General features: G+C 69.8%; 14 protein-coding genes and 1 pseudogene. 14 read left to right on the top strand and 1 reads right to left on the bottom strand.

Going from position 1 to position 15,648, the window contains the following annotated elements; translation table 11 throughout:
• Together AX669_RS09865 and AX669_RS09870 are read left to right on the top strand one after the other, a co-directional pair.
• The coding region (locus AX669_RS09865) for an ABC transporter ATP-binding protein (RefSeq protein ID WP_156444982.1) at nucleotides 1–1,284 on the top strand (1,284 nt) is incomplete at its 5' end.
• Entirely contained in the window at nucleotides 1,281–3,101 is a 1,821-nt protein-coding gene (locus AX669_RS09870) for an ABC transporter ATP-binding protein (protein ID WP_062258162.1), read from the top strand. The genes AX669_RS09865 and AX669_RS09870, both read left to right, overlap by 4 nt.
• A gap of 99 nt (nucleotides 3,102–3,200) precedes the next feature.
• On the opposite strand, the gene AX669_RS13960 is transcribed toward AX669_RS09870, so the two are convergent.
• Entirely contained in the window at nucleotides 3,201–3,488 is a 288-nt protein-coding gene (locus tag AX669_RS13960; protein WP_050786432.1) for a WYL domain-containing protein, read from the bottom strand.
• Nucleotides 3,489–4,122: 634 nt separating this feature from the next.
• Here AX669_RS13960 and AX669_RS09885 point away from each other — a divergent pair.
• The 12 genes and pseudogenes from AX669_RS09885 (at nucleotide 4,123) to lgt (ending at nucleotide 15,501) form a co-directional block, all read left to right on the top strand.
• Nucleotides 4,123–4,821, top strand: coding sequence for an SDR family oxidoreductase (locus AX669_RS09885; protein WP_006943784.1), 699 nt, complete (start codon nucleotides 4,123–4,125; stop codon nucleotides 4,819–4,821).
• A 320-nt stretch (nucleotides 4,822–5,141) separates the two neighbouring features.
• Entirely contained in the window at nucleotides 5,142–6,722 is a 1,581-nt protein-coding gene (locus AX669_RS09890; protein WP_082740820.1) for an HNH endonuclease signature motif containing protein, read from the top strand.
• A 574-nt stretch (nucleotides 6,723–7,296) separates the two neighbouring features.
• Nucleotides 7,297–7,659, top strand: a pseudogene (hisI, locus tag AX669_RS09895) (phosphoribosyl-AMP cyclohydrolase); the annotation flags it as partial.
• A gap of 161 nt (nucleotides 7,660–7,820) precedes the next feature.
• Entirely contained in the window at nucleotides 7,821–9,380 is a 1,560-nt protein-coding gene (locus tag AX669_RS09900) for an anthranilate synthase component I (RefSeq protein ID WP_062258166.1), read from the top strand.
• Entirely contained in the window at nucleotides 9,377–10,057 is a 681-nt protein-coding gene (locus AX669_RS09905) for a Trp biosynthesis-associated membrane protein (RefSeq protein WP_062258168.1), read from the top strand. The genes AX669_RS09900 and AX669_RS09905 overlap by 4 nt, the downstream gene beginning before the upstream one ends.
• Before the next feature lie 2 nt (nucleotides 10,058–10,059).
• Nucleotides 10,060–10,302 (top strand): HGxxPAAW family protein, encoded by a 243-nt coding sequence (locus tag AX669_RS09910; RefSeq protein WP_074039567.1) that lies wholly within the window; start codon nucleotides 10,060–10,062, stop codon nucleotides 10,300–10,302.
• A gap of 91 nt (nucleotides 10,303–10,393) precedes the next feature.
• Complete coding sequence (gene trpC / locus AX669_RS09915) at nucleotides 10,394–11,230, top strand: indole-3-glycerol phosphate synthase TrpC (RefSeq protein WP_062258172.1); 837 nt, start codon at nucleotides 10,394–10,396, stop codon at nucleotides 11,228–11,230.
• Nucleotides 11,227–12,504 carry a tryptophan synthase subunit beta gene (trpB, locus tag AX669_RS09920; RefSeq protein ID WP_062258175.1) on the top strand — a complete coding sequence of 426 codons (1,278 nt, stop codon included), beginning with the start codon at nucleotides 11,227–11,229 and terminating at the stop codon, nucleotides 12,502–12,504. Before trpC ends, trpB begins: the two co-directional genes overlap by 4 nt.
• On the top strand, nucleotides 12,501–13,301 hold the full coding sequence (gene trpA, locus AX669_RS09925) for a tryptophan synthase subunit alpha (protein ID WP_006943817.1): 801 nt from the start codon (nucleotides 12,501–12,503) through the stop codon (nucleotides 13,299–13,301). Before trpB ends, trpA begins: the two co-directional genes overlap by 4 nt.
• Nucleotides 13,298–13,801 (top strand): MauE/DoxX family redox-associated membrane protein, encoded by a 504-nt coding sequence (locus AX669_RS09930; RefSeq protein WP_231729550.1) that lies wholly within the window; start codon nucleotides 13,298–13,300, stop codon nucleotides 13,799–13,801. Before trpA ends, AX669_RS09930 begins: the two co-directional genes overlap by 4 nt.
• Before the next feature lie 81 nt (nucleotides 13,802–13,882).
• The gene (locus AX669_RS09935) at nucleotides 13,883–14,602 is read left to right on the top strand and encodes a thioredoxin domain-containing protein (RefSeq protein ID WP_062258176.1); all 720 of its coding nucleotides are present in this window, start codon (nucleotides 13,883–13,885) and stop codon (nucleotides 14,600–14,602) included.
• Complete coding sequence (lgt, locus tag AX669_RS09940) at nucleotides 14,602–15,501, top strand: prolipoprotein diacylglyceryl transferase (protein ID WP_006943814.1); 900 nt, start codon at nucleotides 14,602–14,604, stop codon at nucleotides 15,499–15,501. The genes AX669_RS09935 and lgt overlap by 1 nt, the downstream gene beginning before the upstream one ends.
• Nucleotides 15,502–15,648: the final 147 nt, after the last annotated feature.

The raw sequence follows: 15,648 nt of genomic DNA on the forward strand, positions 1-15,648 counted from the left end.
GGTTCGCTGCTCGTGGTCCTCGTCGGCGCCGAGCGGGTCGCGTCAGGCGCGATCACGGCGACCGACGTCGTCGAGGTGGCGTACCTGTTCAACCTGCTCGCATGGCCGGTGCGTGCGTTCGGCTGGATCCTGTTCAGCCTGCCGCAGGTCGCGATCGGGTGGAAGCGCGTCAAGCCAATCCTCGACGAGGCGGGCTCGACCGTGGTGCCCGCGCGCACGCTGGAGCTACCCGGTGGGCCGATCGGCGTCGAGGTCGAGCACGTGACGTTCCGTCACGACGCGCGGCCGGCGGTGGGGGCTGATGCTGGGAGCGAGTCGGAGGACGGTTCCGACGTGGCCGAGGGCCTTCAGGAGCGGCGCGCAGCGTTGACCGACGTGACGCTGCGCGTGCCCGCGGGCGGATCCCTTGCCGTCGTCGGGGCGACGGGTGCCGGCAAGACGACGCTCGCGCAGGTCATCGCGGGGCTGACGACGCCCGATTCGGGCAGCGTGCTCTATGACGGCGTGCCCGCCGCGCATGCCGTGGCACGCGAGGAGCGGGTGGCCCTCGCGACACAGGAGGCGTTCGTGTTCAACGAGTCGACGCGTGAGAACGTCGCGCTGGGGCGCGCCGGTGTGGATGCGGGGGCTATTGATGCGGCGCTCGGTGTCGCGCACGCCAAGGGGTTCGTTGCGGCGCTGCCGGAGGGGGAGGACACTTCGCTCGGCGAGCGCGGATCGCGGCTCTCTGGCGGTCAGCGTCAGCGCGTGGCGCTCGCGCGCGTGCTCGCGGGACGCCCCGGGCTCGTCGTGCTCGACGATGCGACGAGTGCCATCGACCCCGCGGTCGAAGGGCAGATCCTCACGTCCCTCGAGGAGGCGACGGACGGCTGCACAAGCGTCATCATCGCGCACCGCCGCTCGAGCATCCTGCTCGCCGACGAGGTCGCGTTCCTCGACGCCGGGCGCGTCGTCGCTCAAGGCACGCACGAAGAACTCATGGCGACGCAGCCGGCTTATGCGCTGTTGCTCACGGCGTACGAGACGCAGGACTCTTCAGCGTCCGGGGACGAGTCTGAGGGCGAGGGCCAAGGCGACTCAGACCGCAGCGCATCGGACGGGGCGACATCGGCTCCGCCTCATGCGGGGTCGGACGAGGCGCCCGCGGGGCAGGAGATCGCAGGGCAGACGGGGGTGTTCCACGAATCGGGTGAAGCGGGCGAACGCGGCGCGTTGGGAGCCATGACCGCGGCACCCGAAGCGTCGGTCGTCGATGCCGTCCGCGAGGAAGGCGAGGCGCGATGAAGCGGCGCTCGACAACCGCCACGGAGACAGCCGCCACGGCACAGGCGGCCGGCGCGACTCCCGTCGTCAGTGATCGCGGCACCCTGCGGCGCGGCCTGCAGCTCGCACCCGAGATGACGCGTGGGCTCGGGTGGACGCTGCTGCTCGCTCTCGTCGCGACGACGAGCAACGTCATCGTCCCCATGACGATCCAGCGCGCGATCGATGACGGCATCCTCGCGCCGGGCGGCATCGACCTCGGTGTCGTGCGCTGGACGTGTGCGCTCGCGGTGGTCGGCGTCGTCGTCGCCGGGCTGTGCTCGTACGTGATGAACGTGCGGCTGTTCAAGGCGTCGGAGGCGGGTCTCGCGACGTTGCGCGTCAAGGCGTTCGCGCACGTGCACGCGCTGTCGACGTTGACGCTCAATGCGTCGCGGCGCGGTTCGATGGTCTCGCGCGTGACGAGTGACGTCGACCAGATCTCGATGTTCGTGCAGCGCGGCGGCATGATGCTCATCGTCTCGATCGGGCAGTTGCTCGTCGCGACGGCCCTGATGCTGTGGTACTCGCCGCTGCTGACGGCCGTCGTGTGGGCGACGTTCGTGCCGCTCGTGTTCCTGCTGCGGCACTTCCAGCGCGTCGTCGGGCGCGCGTACGGCGTCGTGCGTGAGCGCGTCGCGGACATGCTCAGTGCGATCTCGGAGTCGGTCGCGGGTGCCGCGACGGTGCGGTTGTTCGGGGTGCAGGAGCGCACGCAGGCGCGCATGGACGAGACGATCGAACGTCAGCGTCGGGCGGCCATCAGCGCGCAGATCCGCGCGGTCGGTGCGTTCGTGTCGGGGCAGGGCATCTCGGGGCTCGCGCTCGTCCTCGTGCTCGCCGTCGGCGCGTGGCAGGGGGCGCACGGGCGGATGAGCGTCGGTGAGATCACGGCGTTCGTGTTCCTGACGAACCTGTTCACGCAGCCGGTGCAGACGGCGACGGAGGTGCTCAACGACCTGCAGAACGCGCTTGCCGGGTGGCGTCGCATCATCGAGGTGCTCGACACGCCACTCGAGGTCGAGCCGCCCACCGAGCCGGTGACGTTGCCGCGAGGGCCCGTCGGGGTCGAGTTCGATGACGTGACGTTCGCGTATCGCGCGGGCGACAAGCCCGCGATCGTCGGGCTGACGGCGTCGGTGGCCGCAGGTCGTCGTGTCGCCGTCGTCGGTGAGACCGGTTCGGGCAAGAGCACGCTCGCGAAGTTGCTGACACGACTCGTCGATCCGTCCGACGGTGTCGTGCGTCTCGGAGGCGTCGATCTGCGCGACCTCGACGACGCGTCGCTACGCGCGTCCGTCGCGTACCTGCCGCAGGAAGGGTTCTTGTTCGACGGCACGATCGCCGACAACGTGCGCTTCGCGCGCCCCGACCTGTCGAATGACGACGTCGCCGCCGCGTTCGACGCCATCGGCTGCGGCGCGTGGTTGGCGGGGCAGCCCGCCGGAGTGCTGACGCAGGTCGGCGCTCGCGGCGGGCGGTTGAGTGCGGGGGAGCGGCAGCTCGTGGCGCTCGCGCGCACGTACGTCGCGGGCCCCGACGTGCTCGTGCTCGACGAGGCGACCTCCAGCGTCGATCCCACGACGGACGTCGCCGTGGGTCGAGCGCTCGATCAGTTGATGACCGGCCGCACGAGCGTCGTCATCGCGCACCGCCTCGCGAGCGCCGAGAGTGCCGACGAGGTGTGGGTCATGGACACAGGGCGCCTCGTGCAGCGAGGCGCGCACACGGCGCTTGTCGCCGCCGACGGGCCCTATGCGCGCCTGCACGCCGGCTGGGTGGCGTCGCACGCGCATTGACGTCTGGGCCATGGCGATCTGTGCCGAGTGGCCCGAGCGCCGGGCGCCCGATGGCGGGTAACTCACACGGAGGCAGGTTGCTACTCGCCATCGCGTGAGTTACCCGCCATCCTGCTCGGCGCTCGCTGATTCGTCATCGCCTCGGCTCGTCGCCGAGTTGCCTCCCGGAAGATGGTTGGCCGGCAGGGGGCCTCGGTCGAAGTCCGATGTGAGCCACCTCTCGAGTGATTCGTCGGGGAAGGTTGGCGGTGACCGGCCGGTGACGGCGGGGTCTGCCGCGGCGGAGGTGATCCGGTCGAGGCGGAAAACGCGCCAGTCGCGACGGTGCAGGTCATGGCGGAGGAGGTACCAGCGGCCCTCGCGGATGAAGCAGATGAGCGGATGCACCTGTCGATCGCAGACACGGCCGTCGCCGTCGGAATGGCGAAGTGCACGATGCCACGTTGGGCGGCTGTGTCAACGAGCAGACCGTGCAGGCGCGCGTCGACAGGCTCGAGCCCACTCGTCAGCACGTTGGTCGCCGTCGCGGTCGCGACGGCTCGTCGACGCAGCGACCCCGGCAGCAGGCGTTCGAGCTTGGCGCGCACGACTGTGGCGTCCGTCGCCCCGGCGGTGTCTCCTTCGAGACCTGCCCCCTCGAGCACGAGCAGGGCCGTGACGAGGGTGGACACCTCGTCGGCGTCGAGTACGAGGGGCGGGATCGTGACGCCCGAGTCCAGGCGGTAGCCGCCGCCGGGACCGGGCGTGACCGCACGCTGTAACCGAGGCTGCGCAAGCTAGCGACACCGCGTCGGACGGATCGCGGCCCCGTGTCAAGACGCATGGCGAGATCAGCCACGGAGCACCATCGGCCCGTCTGGAGCAGACCCAACGATTCGAGGGTACGCGACGAAGGACTCGTGACGGGCTTGTGGGACATGCGTTCATTGTCGTGCGAGATGAGGACCGGAACCGTCTGCATCTGGTCCTAGCGTCATTCCACGAGGGCGCGGGCACACCGCCGCTCAGGAAAGGGTGATCGATGCGCATCGCCATCACGACACCCAATGGAAACGTGGGTCGCCACCTGATTCGTATGCTCGTCCGAGTCGGGGTACGGCCCGTGCTCTTGGCACGGCATCCCGCGCAGATCGCGCGGGAACTGCGCCCCCTCGTCGACATCGTCGAGGCGGATTCGCTGGACCGCGACGAGGTCGTCGCCGCGACTCGCGGGATTGATGCCGTGTACTGGGTGAATCCGAGCCCGATGACCGCTGATCCGCTCGCTGAGCATGCTCGGGCGAGCGAGGCAATCGTGGGTGCCGTCCGCGCGAACGGCATCAGGCGCGTCGTGTTCCACAGCAGCGTGGGGGCAGAGAAGCGCCACTGTGTGGGAGGGATCGACGGCCTTGCCGCGACGGAGTTGTCGCTCGACGCGCTCGACGTCGACGTCACGCACCTGCGGTGCGGTTATTTCTTCTCCAACCTCACCCGGCACCTGGCGGCGATCCGCCAGGGCGAAATCGACACGGTGCTCCGGGTTGATCACGCATTCAGCTGGGTGGCGCCGCGTGACGTCGCCGAGATGGCGGCACTCTGCCTCCTTGACGAGGGGTGGCAGGCGCGTCATGTCCGAGCGGTTCACGGGTCGCGGGATCTCTCGTGGCGCGACGTCACGCGCATTCTCTTCGACCACGTGGGAAATGCGGTGGCGGCGCGCCAGATCAGCGATGCGGCGTGATGTCCCGCTACCTGGGGCCGGGCTCGCCCGTGGTCTCGCGCAGGCGTTACTGGGGATGAGCACCGGAATCCGCGATGATTTCCGTCCCGAGCAGGGGCGGACCCCCGCCACCACGACGCCGACGCAGCTCGCGCGCTGGGTGTACGACGAGCTGCTGCCGATCATGGGTGCGTGACGATCGGGTTGGGCAGTCGCGTTTGAGGATCAGCGTTGGAAGCGCCGCCGGCGCCCGCGCGGGCGTGGTCAGTGAGAGCCGGCTCAATGGATCTTTCATGTGACGGAGCCTACCCCTATTCGAACATGTGTGCGATAATTGGGTCATGGAAACGCTAGAGATGACGGACGCGGCGAACATCGTCGCGCGTCTCTCTGAGCTGCCCGGTGAGGCTGTCCTGGCCGTTTGGGGCGAGCTGACGACGCGGGTCGCAGAGGAGGTTCTCACCGATCCGGCATCGCTCGTTCCGCTCACCGATGGAGGCGCGAGCCTGGACGGTCGGTTGGACGCCCTGATGAGTCACCGTCGCCACCTTGAACGCGCTGCGGCGCTCACACAACGTGTTGCACGCAGCGCCGAAGCGGTCACGCACATGCTGGCCTCCGAACACCATGACAGTGTGCGTCGCCACGACGTCCTCAGCGGCGAGGCGATGGGTGAGGGCGCGTCCGACGATTCTCGGGCCTACGACGTCGAGGCCGGCGAGTTCGCGGCCTCAGCGCTCGGCGGCGCACTCGGGCTGACGGCGCCCGCCGCCCGGGCGATGGCGGCGGGGGCTTCGACGCTGCGTGCGCGCCATCCCGGCCTGCTGGCGGCCTCGGCACGCGGAGACGGCTCCGTGCGGGTGGCGGCGATGCTGGCGGGGGAGCTCGCGCACCTCGAGGCGGACGCTGCGCGCTCCGTGGCACAGATGCTCATCGACAGCGGAGATCATCGACGCGCTCACCAGGCGGCGCGGCAGGCGTGCCGCAAGACCCTGCGTCGGCTCGGTCTCACTCGCCCTGCCGACGAGGTCGAGGTGGAGTCGACGCGCGGGGTGTGGTTCGAGCCGCACCTCGAGTTCGAGTCGCTGTGCACGATGACAGCCGTTCTCGACACCTACGACGCCACGGCCATCCAGGCCGTGATGGAGGAACGTGCGCGGCGCCTGCAGGAGAACTCTGCCCCCGGCGCTCGGCTTTTCGTCGGCGCAGCGCGGGCTGACGCGCTCACCGACCTCATCCTCGAGAACTGCACCGTGACGGCCACGCTGAACCTGCAGGTGCCGATCATCGCGCGACCTCCCGACCCGTCGAGATCCGCCGTCGCGGGGCTCCTCGACCCGCCGAGATCCACGGGCGTCCCGGACGCGGAGGACGTGTCCGACCTGCTTGACGCGAGGGTCCCTCGGCCCGCCATTGGAGTGCCGCCGGGTCATTCCCCGGCGTCGCCCGCAACGTCGTCGATGGTCCTGGGTGCCTGTGGCGTGCGCGGCGTCGGTGTTCTTTCTGCTGGCGTCGTCGCCCGCCTCGCCGCTACGGCTGGTGTGGGATTCACGGCGACGCTCGCGTCGCACCACGGGTGTGGTCGCATCACGACGCTGGCCACCACGACGGCTGCTCACCGCCCAAGTGTCGGCATCGCCAAGCTCGTGCGGGAGCGCGACGGCGTGTGCCGCTTCCCGTTCTGCGAAACGGCCGCCTCGCGGTGCGACCTCGACCACGTCATGCCGTTCGACCAGGGCGGGCCGACGAGCGCGACCAACCTGCAGGCGCTGTGTCGTCACCATCACCGCGCCAAGACCCACGGGGGCTTCCGCGTGAGGATGACGCCCGACGGCGTCTGCACGTGGCTGTCGCCCTCCGGTGCCCGCTGGGTCACCGAACCCGGCGGCATCACACACGCCGACGCCGTTCGCGCCGCCTGACGGCCCTCGCGGCCCTGCGGCCCCGGCTGCCTGCCGAACCCTGATCTCACGTGCTCCGCGCTCTCGGTGCGCCGCCGCTCAATCCTGGTCTGGCGAGGTCTGTGCCCGCTACCTACTGCTCGAACCTGGTCTGACGGCGCAGTCATTCCCCGGCCACAACCCGCGGCCCATTTCATGTCCCGGGCGCGTTCACTTTCCCGGGCGCAGCATCATCGACACGGCGGCACCACGCACGCCGGCGCCACACCTGTTCGCGCGGCCTGACGACTCGGTGACGCCCGCCTCCACCTCGCCAGTCGTGTCGGCGACACCGCGTCCGAACCCTCGCTCGGATGCCTGGGTGAGATCACGCTGAGGGAGAACTCCACCCGTTCATGCGACGTCAGCGTGGGATAAGGCCGCGCTGGATCCCCGCCGTCATCCGCCGTGCGCGGGTGCGGGGTCAGGCGCAGCTGCGTCCCCGTCGCGATCCGCGATGCGCGGGAGCGTGAGGTCAGGCGGCGTTGGGGCCCGCAGTGATCCGCGAGGTGCCAGCGCGAGACACCGCGACGGGTTGTCAGGGCCACTTGGCACAATGGCCCCCATGTCTTCGCCCGAGCCTTCATCGCCGCTCAGCCCTGACGTCGCGCAGCGCCTCAAGCGCGACGACGCGGGTCTCGTCGCCGCGATCATCCAGGACGACACGAACGGTGACGTGCTCATGCTCGGCTGGATGGACGACGAGGCGCTGCGCCGCACGCTGAGCGAGGGGCGCGTGACGTTCTGGTCGCGCAGCCGCGGCGAGTACTGGCGCAAGGGCGACACGTCGGGTCACGCGCAGTACGTGCGCAGCGTCGCTCTCGACTGCGACGGCGACGCGTTGCTCGTCCGCGTCGACCAGGTCGGCGCCGCATGCCACACCGGCGAACGCAGCTGCTTCTTCACCGACCTCGACGCCGCCGTCTGCAGTGATGGCGCGATCGCGTCCACCGGAACCGACGCTGACGCAGCTACCACGGCGCCCACCGGAACCGACGCTGCGGACGCAGCCACGACAACGTCAACCCCAACCGTCGCCGCAGACGTACCCGCCACCATGCCCACCCCCAGGAGCAACGCATGACTGCCGCAGCCGAGCCGGAGACGAGCCTCGCCGCCGACCTCACCTGGGGCGCGACGTGGCCGAGCGTCGAGTTGTTCGAGCACCTCGCGGGTGGGCGTCGCGTCATCCCCGTCGTGCGCAAGCTGCTCGCCGACGCGGAGACACCCATCGGCATCTACCGCAAGCTGGCGCGCGACGAGCCGGGCACGTTCCTGCTGGAATCGGCGGAGCACGGCGGCGTGTGGTCGCGCTACTCGTTCATCGGCGCCGCGAGCCGCGCGACGCTCACCGAGCGTGACGGCGACGTCGTCTGGCTCGGCGACGTGCCGACGGGGCTGCCGACGACAGGCCTGGCGGTCGATGCCCTACGCGCGTCCCTGCAGGCACTTCACACCGAACGCATCGCCGGCCTGCCGCCGCTGACGAGCGGTTTCGTCGGCGCGATCGGCTACGACGCGGTGCGTCGCTGGGAGAAGATCGGCAACCACGCCGACGACGTCCTCGCGATCCCCGAAGTCACGATGTTGCTCGCCACGGATCTCGCCGTCATGGACCATCAGGACGGCTCGCTCCTGCTCGTCGCCAATGCCGTCAACTTCGACGGCCTCGAATCCGGCGCGCGCGCCGCGTACGACGACGCCGTCGCCCGCCTCGACGCGATGCAGACCCGCCTCGCCGAACCGGCAGCTTCGACGGTGGCGATCCCGCACGAGGGCGCCCAGGACGTGCGCAGCAGCCACACGCGCGAGCAGTTCCACGACATGGTGGAGGCGTGCAAGGAGGACATCCGCGCGGGCGAGGCGTTCCAGATCGTCGTCAGCCAGCGATTCAGCGTCGACACGCACGCCGACGCGCTCGATGTCTACCGCGCCCTGCGCGCGAGCAACCCCAGCCCCTATATGTATCTGCTCCGCCTGCCGCACCCTGACGGCGACGCGTACGACGTCGTCGGCAGCTCGCCGGAGGCGCTCGTCAAGGTGACAGGCGAACGCGTCATCACACACCCGATCGCGGGTTCGCGCCCGCGCGGCAAGACCCCGGAACACGATCAGGAGCTCGCCGACGACCTGCTGGCCGACCCCAAGGAACGCAGCGAGCACCTCATGCTCGTCGACCTGTCGCGCAACGACCTGCAGCGCGTCTGTCGCGCGGGCACCGTCGAGACGGTCGAGTTCATGAACATCCGCAACTACAGCCACGTCATCCACCTCGAGTCGACCGTCATCGGCGCACGCCGTGACGACGTCACCGCCTACGACGTGCTCGAGGCGGCGTTTCCCGCGGGCACCCTCTCGGGCGCGCCGAAACCACGCGCGATGCAGATCATCGAATCGCGCGAGGGCACCCGTCGGGGCATCTACGGCGGCGTCATCGGCTACTTCGACCTCGCGGGCGACGCCGACGCCGCCATCGCCATCCGCACCGCCGTGCTCAAGGACGGTGTCGCGCACGTCCAGGCGGGCGCCGGCGTCGTCGCCGACTCGGTGCCGGAGAGCGAATACCAGGAGACGATCAACAAGGCCGCCGCGGCGTTGCGCGCCGTCGCGACCGCCGACGGCATGACGGGAATCGCATGAGCACCTTCACGACGAAACGCAGCGTCATCCTGCTCAGCCTCATCGCGGCCGTCCTCGCCGCGATCGTCTCGGGGCGCACGTGGATCAACGGCTCCCTCAACGATGGCGTCATCGCGAGCAGCAAGGTCGACGTCACGGGCAACCAGGCGGTGCCCGGCTACTTCGGCATCGCCCTCGTCGCCGTGGCCGGCGTCCTTGCCGCCGCGACGGCCGGCCGCATCGCGCGTTGGCCCGCCGCGCTCGTCTCGCTCATCGCCTCGGTCGCGCTGCTCGTCGTTACGCTGCTGACGCTGGGCGACCCGGCCTCGGCGGTCAAGACGCGGATGACGTCTGTCACCGGCCACAACGGTGAGGCTGTCGCGCGCGGCACGTTCACGCCATGGTTCTGGGCCGCGGTGTTCGCCGGCCTGCTCAGCGTCGCCGCGTCCCTGCTGGCGCTGCTCGGCGTGCGCCGCTGGGCGGGGCTGTCGAGCCGCTACGACGCGCCGACGGAGACCAAGGCGCCCACCACGCACGAGAGCGACTGGGATCTCATGAACCGCGGCATCGACCCGACGGACACCGAGACCGCCCCCGGCTCGCACGAGCCGGACGGGCCTGACACAATGACCCAGAACAGTTCATCAACGCGCGTGACGGAGACGTCGGCTGCGCAGCACGGCTCCAAGGAGAAATGACGATGTCCGGAGACAGCCCGTACCTCGACCACGGCCACAGCCCCGCCGCCTGGACGGGCGTCGGCATCTGCATGGTCGGTTCGCTCCTCATCGCGTTCGGCGTGTACTTCGGCAACGAACTGCTCGACATCATCGGCGCGGTCCTCGTCGTCGTCGGCGGCGTCGTCGGGTGGCTCATGGGCAAGGCGAACCGCCGCAGCGCTGCCGCGCACGGCTCGATGGACTCCGAGCGCAAGCCCGCCTGATCCGCGCCGCGGCCTGACGGGCCCGGCGCGCGCCGTGACCACACGCTGGAACCGGCGGCGCCGTGCCCTGTCACGCTGATTGGATTCGACCGTGACCACTGTTCTCGACTCGATCATCGCCGGGGTGCGAGACGACCTCGCCGAGCGCGTGCGCGCTCGCAGCCTCGCCGACGTCACGCGTGACGCCGACGCCGCACCGCCCGCACGCGACGCGCTCGCCGCGTTCCACGCCGCCCGCGAGGCGCGGCGCATCGCCGTCATCTCCGAGGTGAAGCGATCCAGCCCGAGCAAGGGCGCGCTCGCGCAGATCCCCGATCCGGCCGCGCTCGCCGCGCAGTACGCCGACGGGGGAGCGACCGCGATCTCGGTGCTCACCGAGCAGCGCCGGTTCGGCGGGTCGCTCTCCGATCTCGACGCCGTGCGCGCCGCCGTCGACATCCCGGTGCTGCGCAAGGACTTCATGGTCGAGCCGTACCAGTTCTTCGAGGCCCGCGCCCATGGCGCCGACCTCGTCCTCCTCATCGTCGCCGCCCTCGACGACGCACAGCTGCGCGACTTCGCGGCTCTCACGCGCGAACTCGGGATGACGGCGCTCGTCGAGGTCCACGACGCCGCCGAAGCGGAACGGGCACTTGCCGTCGACGCGCAGCTGCTCGGCGTCAACGCCCGTAACCTCAAGACGCTCGACGTCCACCCCGAGGTGTTCGGCCCGATCGCCGCGACGCTGTCGGCGCATGTCGTCAAGGTCGCCGAGTCGGGCATCTCCGGGCCCGCCGATGCCGCCCGCTACGCCCGCGAGGGCGCACAGGCGCTGCTCATCGGCGAGGCACTCGTCAAGAACGGTGACCCCCAGCAGGGGCTTGCCGACATCATCACCGCGTGCGCGGACGCCACGAACGCGTCAGCCGTCGAAGGGACGCCCGCATGACCGACCCCACCCCGCTCGGCGAACCGCGCCACGACGGTCTCGCGCCGCACGGCCTCGGGCGCTTCGGCGACTACGGCGGACGCTACGTCCCCGAGGCCCTCGTCGCCGCGCTCGAAGAGCTCGACGAGCAACGCCAGAAGGCGATGGTGGACGATGAGTTTCGCCACGAACTCGCCGAACTGCACCGCACATACACGGGCCGTCCGAGCCCGATCACGGAGGTCAAGCGCTTCGCCGAGCACTGCGGCGGCGCGCGCGTCTTCCTCAAGCGCGAGGATCTCAACCACACCGGCTCGCACAAGATCAACAACGTCCTCGGCCAGGCGCTGCTGGCCAAGCGCATGGGCAAGACGCGCGTCATCGCGGAGACGGGTGCCGGCCAGCACGGCGTTGCCACCGCGACGGCCGCGGCGCTCATGGGCCTCGAGTGCGTCGTCTACATGGGCAAGGTCGACACCGAGCGTCAGGCCCTCAACGTCGCACGCATGCAGCTGCTCGGCGCAAGCGTCGTGCCCGTCGAGCACGGCAGCCAGACGCTCAAGGACGCCGTCAACGAGGCGTTCCGCGACTGGGTCGCCAACGTCGACACGACGCACTACGTGCTCGGCACGGTGACGGGCCCCTACCCGTTCCCCGAGATGGTGCGCGACTTCCACAAGCTCATCGGTGAGGAGGCCCGCGAGCAGATCCTCGCCGAGGCCGGGCGCCTGCCCGACGCAGTCTGCGCCTGCGTCGGCGGCGGCTCGAACGCGATGGGTATCTTTCACCGCTTCATCGGTGACGACGGCGTTCGCCTCGTCGGCCTCGAGGGCGGCGGCGAGGGCATCGCGAGCGGCAAGCATGCGTCGCGCTTCAGCGGCCAGGGCACGCCGGGCGTCCTGCACGGTGCGTACACCTACGTCATCCAGGACGAGGAGGGCCAGACGATCGAGACGCACTCGGTGTCCGCGGGCCTCGACTACCCGAGCGTCGGTCCGGAGCACAGCTACCTCAAGGACATCGGTCGCGCCGAGTACCACCCGATCACCGACGTCGAGGCGATGGAGGCGTTCCGGCTGCTGTCACAGACCGAGGGCATCCTGCCGGCCATCGAGTCGGCGCACGCCCTCGCGGGCGCGATGAAGGTCGGCGCCGAGCTGGGCGAGGACGGGCTGATCCTCGTCAGCCTCTCCGGGCGCGGCGACAAGGACGTGCACACCGCCGCCCGCTGGTTCGGGCTCATCGATGAAGACGAGACCGTCGTCAGCGGCGAGGACGAGGAGACGAAGCTGTGAGCACCCCCATCCCGCTGGACGCCGTCTTCGCCGCCACCCGTGACGAAGGACGCGCCGCCCTCGTCGGCTACCTTCCCGCAGGCTTCCCGAGCGTCGCGGATTCGATCCGCGCCGCGCAGGTCATGGTCGAGAACGGTTGCGACATCGTCGAGGTCGGCCTGCCGTACACCGATCCGCTCATGGACGGCCCCGTCATCCAGAGCGCCGCGACGCAGGCTCTCGCGGGCGGTGTGCACACCGCGGACGTCTTCCGCGTCGTGCGGGCCGTCACCGACGCCGGTGGCGCGGCCGTCGTCATGACGTACTGGAACCCGGTGCTGCGCTACGGCATCCGCCGTTTCGCGGAGGAGTTGAAGGCCGCCGGGGGAGCCGGCCTCATCACCCCCGACCTCGTGCCCGACGAGGCCGACGAGTGGATCGCCGTCGCCGACGAGCTCGGCCTCGCGAAGATCTTCCTCGTCGCGCCCAGTTCGACGCCCGCCCGCGTCGCGGCGACGACGGCGAACTGCTCGGGCTTCGTCTACGCGGCGTCCGTCATGGGCGTCACGGGTGCGCGCACGAGCGTCGGCGACGCCGCGAAGGGTCTCGTCGAGCGGACGAAGGCCGCCACCGACCTGCCCGTCTGCGTCGGCCTCGGCGTCTCGACGGCGGAACAGGCGCGCGAGATCGGCCGATACGCCGACGGTGTCATCGTCGGTTCCGCGCTCGTCAAGACGCTGCTCGACACCGACCCCGAACGCGGCCTGGCGGCCCTCGCCGAGGCCACGAAGGAACTGAGCGACGGAGTACGACGTTGAGCACCAGCATGGACACGAGCACGACCAAGCCCACCGCCGAGCGCTCGAACCGCTGGCCGTGGATCGCCCTCGTGCTGCGCCTCGTGCTCGCCGGCGTCTTCCTCTATGCAGGCCTGCCGAAGCTCACGCACCTCGACGCCTCGCGCCGCTCGGTGCGCGCATACGACCTGTTCTCCTACGACGTCGCGAACGTCATCGGCACGATCCTGCCGCTGGCGGAGGTGGCGCTCGGCGTCATCCTGCTCGTCGGCCTGTTCACCCGCTTCGCGGCGATCATCTCCGCGCTGCTGCTCGTCATCTTCATCGCGGGCATCGCCTCGGCGTGGGCGCGCGGCATCTCGATCGACTGTGGGTGCTTCTCCGAGGGCGGGGCGGTTGCCGCGAGCCAGACGAAGTATCCGCAGGAGATCGGCCGCGACATCGTCTTTCTCATCCTCGCCGGGCTGCTCGCCTGGCGCCCGCGCAGCCGCTTCAGCGCCGACGGGGCGCTGTGGGGCTGAACGATCTTCGTGACTCAACGCCCCCGCCATCTGTGAAAGGCTTCACCCATGCGACCTGATGCTTCCACCAAGCTGCAATCCGTGGCGCCCAAGCAGGGCCCCAGCAAGGGCTTGATCGCCGCGATCGTCGGCCTCGTGGCCCTCCTCGCGATCGCGGCCGTCGCCTTCCTCTCGCTCAACAAGAGCGATGACACCGACACCCCTGTCGCTGCCGGTGACACCCCGACGGGTGCACTCGCCAACGGCCAGGGCATGCCGGTGTTCGCCGACAAGGCCAAGGCCGACGCGAAGAAGGTCGACGTCTACTTCGACTACCAGTGCCCGTACTGCAAGCAGTTCGAGCAGGCCCAGGGAGCCAAGCTCCTGGACATGGCGAAGGCCGGTGACGTCAAGCTGACGTACCACGTCAAGACCTTCCTCGATGAGAACCTGCCCGGCGACAGCTCTGCCCGAGCCGCGAACGCCGCGTTCTGCACCGCCACCGCCGGAAAGTTCTCCGACTTCACGACGAAGGTGTTCGAGAACCAGCCCAAGGAGGGCGTCGGCTACACGAACGAGACGCTCATCAAGCTCGCGAAGGAGGTGGGCGTCAAGGGCTCGTCCTATGAGAAGTGCGTCAACGACAACCGGTACTCGGCGTACGTCAAGAAGACCGAGTCCGAGACCAACAAGGCCGGGGTCAACTCCACGCCGGTCGTCAAGATCAACGGCAAGGACGTCGACAACGCCGACATGGCCGGCATGATGAACATCGAGAACTCGACGCCCACCACGATCGACAAGGTGCTGGCCAAGTTCTGATGCTGACGGAGATTCCTTCACCGACCGAAGGGGTGCTGTGGCTGGGCCCGGTGCCCCTTCGGGCGTATGCGATCTGCATCCTGGCGGGCGTCGTCATCGCGACGATGATCACCGGGCGGCGCCTCGAAGGGCGCGGCTACTCGCGTGACGCGGCCGTCGACGTCGCCCTGTGGATCGTGCCGTTCGGCATCGTCGGGGGGCGGCTGTACCACGTCATCACGACGCCGCAACCGTACTTCGGCGAGGGCGGGCACCCGCTCGACGCGTTCAAGGTGTGGGAGGGCGGCCTCGGCATCTGGGGCGCCGTCGTCCTGGGCGCCGTCGGCGCCTGGTTGGGCGCGCGCAAGGCGGGCGTCCCGTTCCCGGTGCTCGCCGACTGCGTCGCCCCCGCGCTGCCGCTCGCGCAGGCGATCGGCCGGTTCGGCAACTATTTCAACAACGAGTTGTACGGTCGCGCGACGAACGTGCCGTGGGCCCTCGAGATCCACCAGTGGGACATGAACAAGGGGCGTTCGGTCGTCGACTCGACCGGTGCCCCCGTCGTCCTCGGCACGTTCCACCCGACGTTCCTCTACGAGGCGATCTGGTGCATGCTCATCGCCCTCGTCATCTGGCGCCTGTCGGATTCGGGGCGGCTGCGCCAGGGGCAGGCGTTCGCGCTGTACGTCATGCTGTACCCGCTAGGCCGCATCGTCGTCGAGTTGATGCGCAGCGACTTCGCGAACCGCATCCTCGGTGTGCGCGTCAACGTGTGGGTGTGCGGCATCGTCTTCCTGCTCGGCCTCGCGATCTTCATCGCGCGCCGGCGTGCGTCCGCCGACCCACGGGCGGCGCACCAGCTCGAGCCGGATGCCCACGGTGCACACGATGCGGACACCACGGCCGACGAGGCCTCCTGAGCTGTATCGTCAGCTGAGACGCGCTCGTCCACGTGGTGAGCGCGCATGAACATTCGATAGAATGCATAAAACCCGCAGGCCAATGCCGTCCCGCGGTGGTTTCGACCCGACCCGATGCCTCGTGCGCCCTGCGCTCGGGCGTCCCGA

It is taken from the genome of Dermacoccus sp. CCH2-D9 (assembly GCF_001556795.1).
GTDB lineage: Bacteria > Actinomycetota > Actinomycetes > Actinomycetales > Dermatophilaceae > Dermacoccus > Dermacoccus nishinomiyaensis.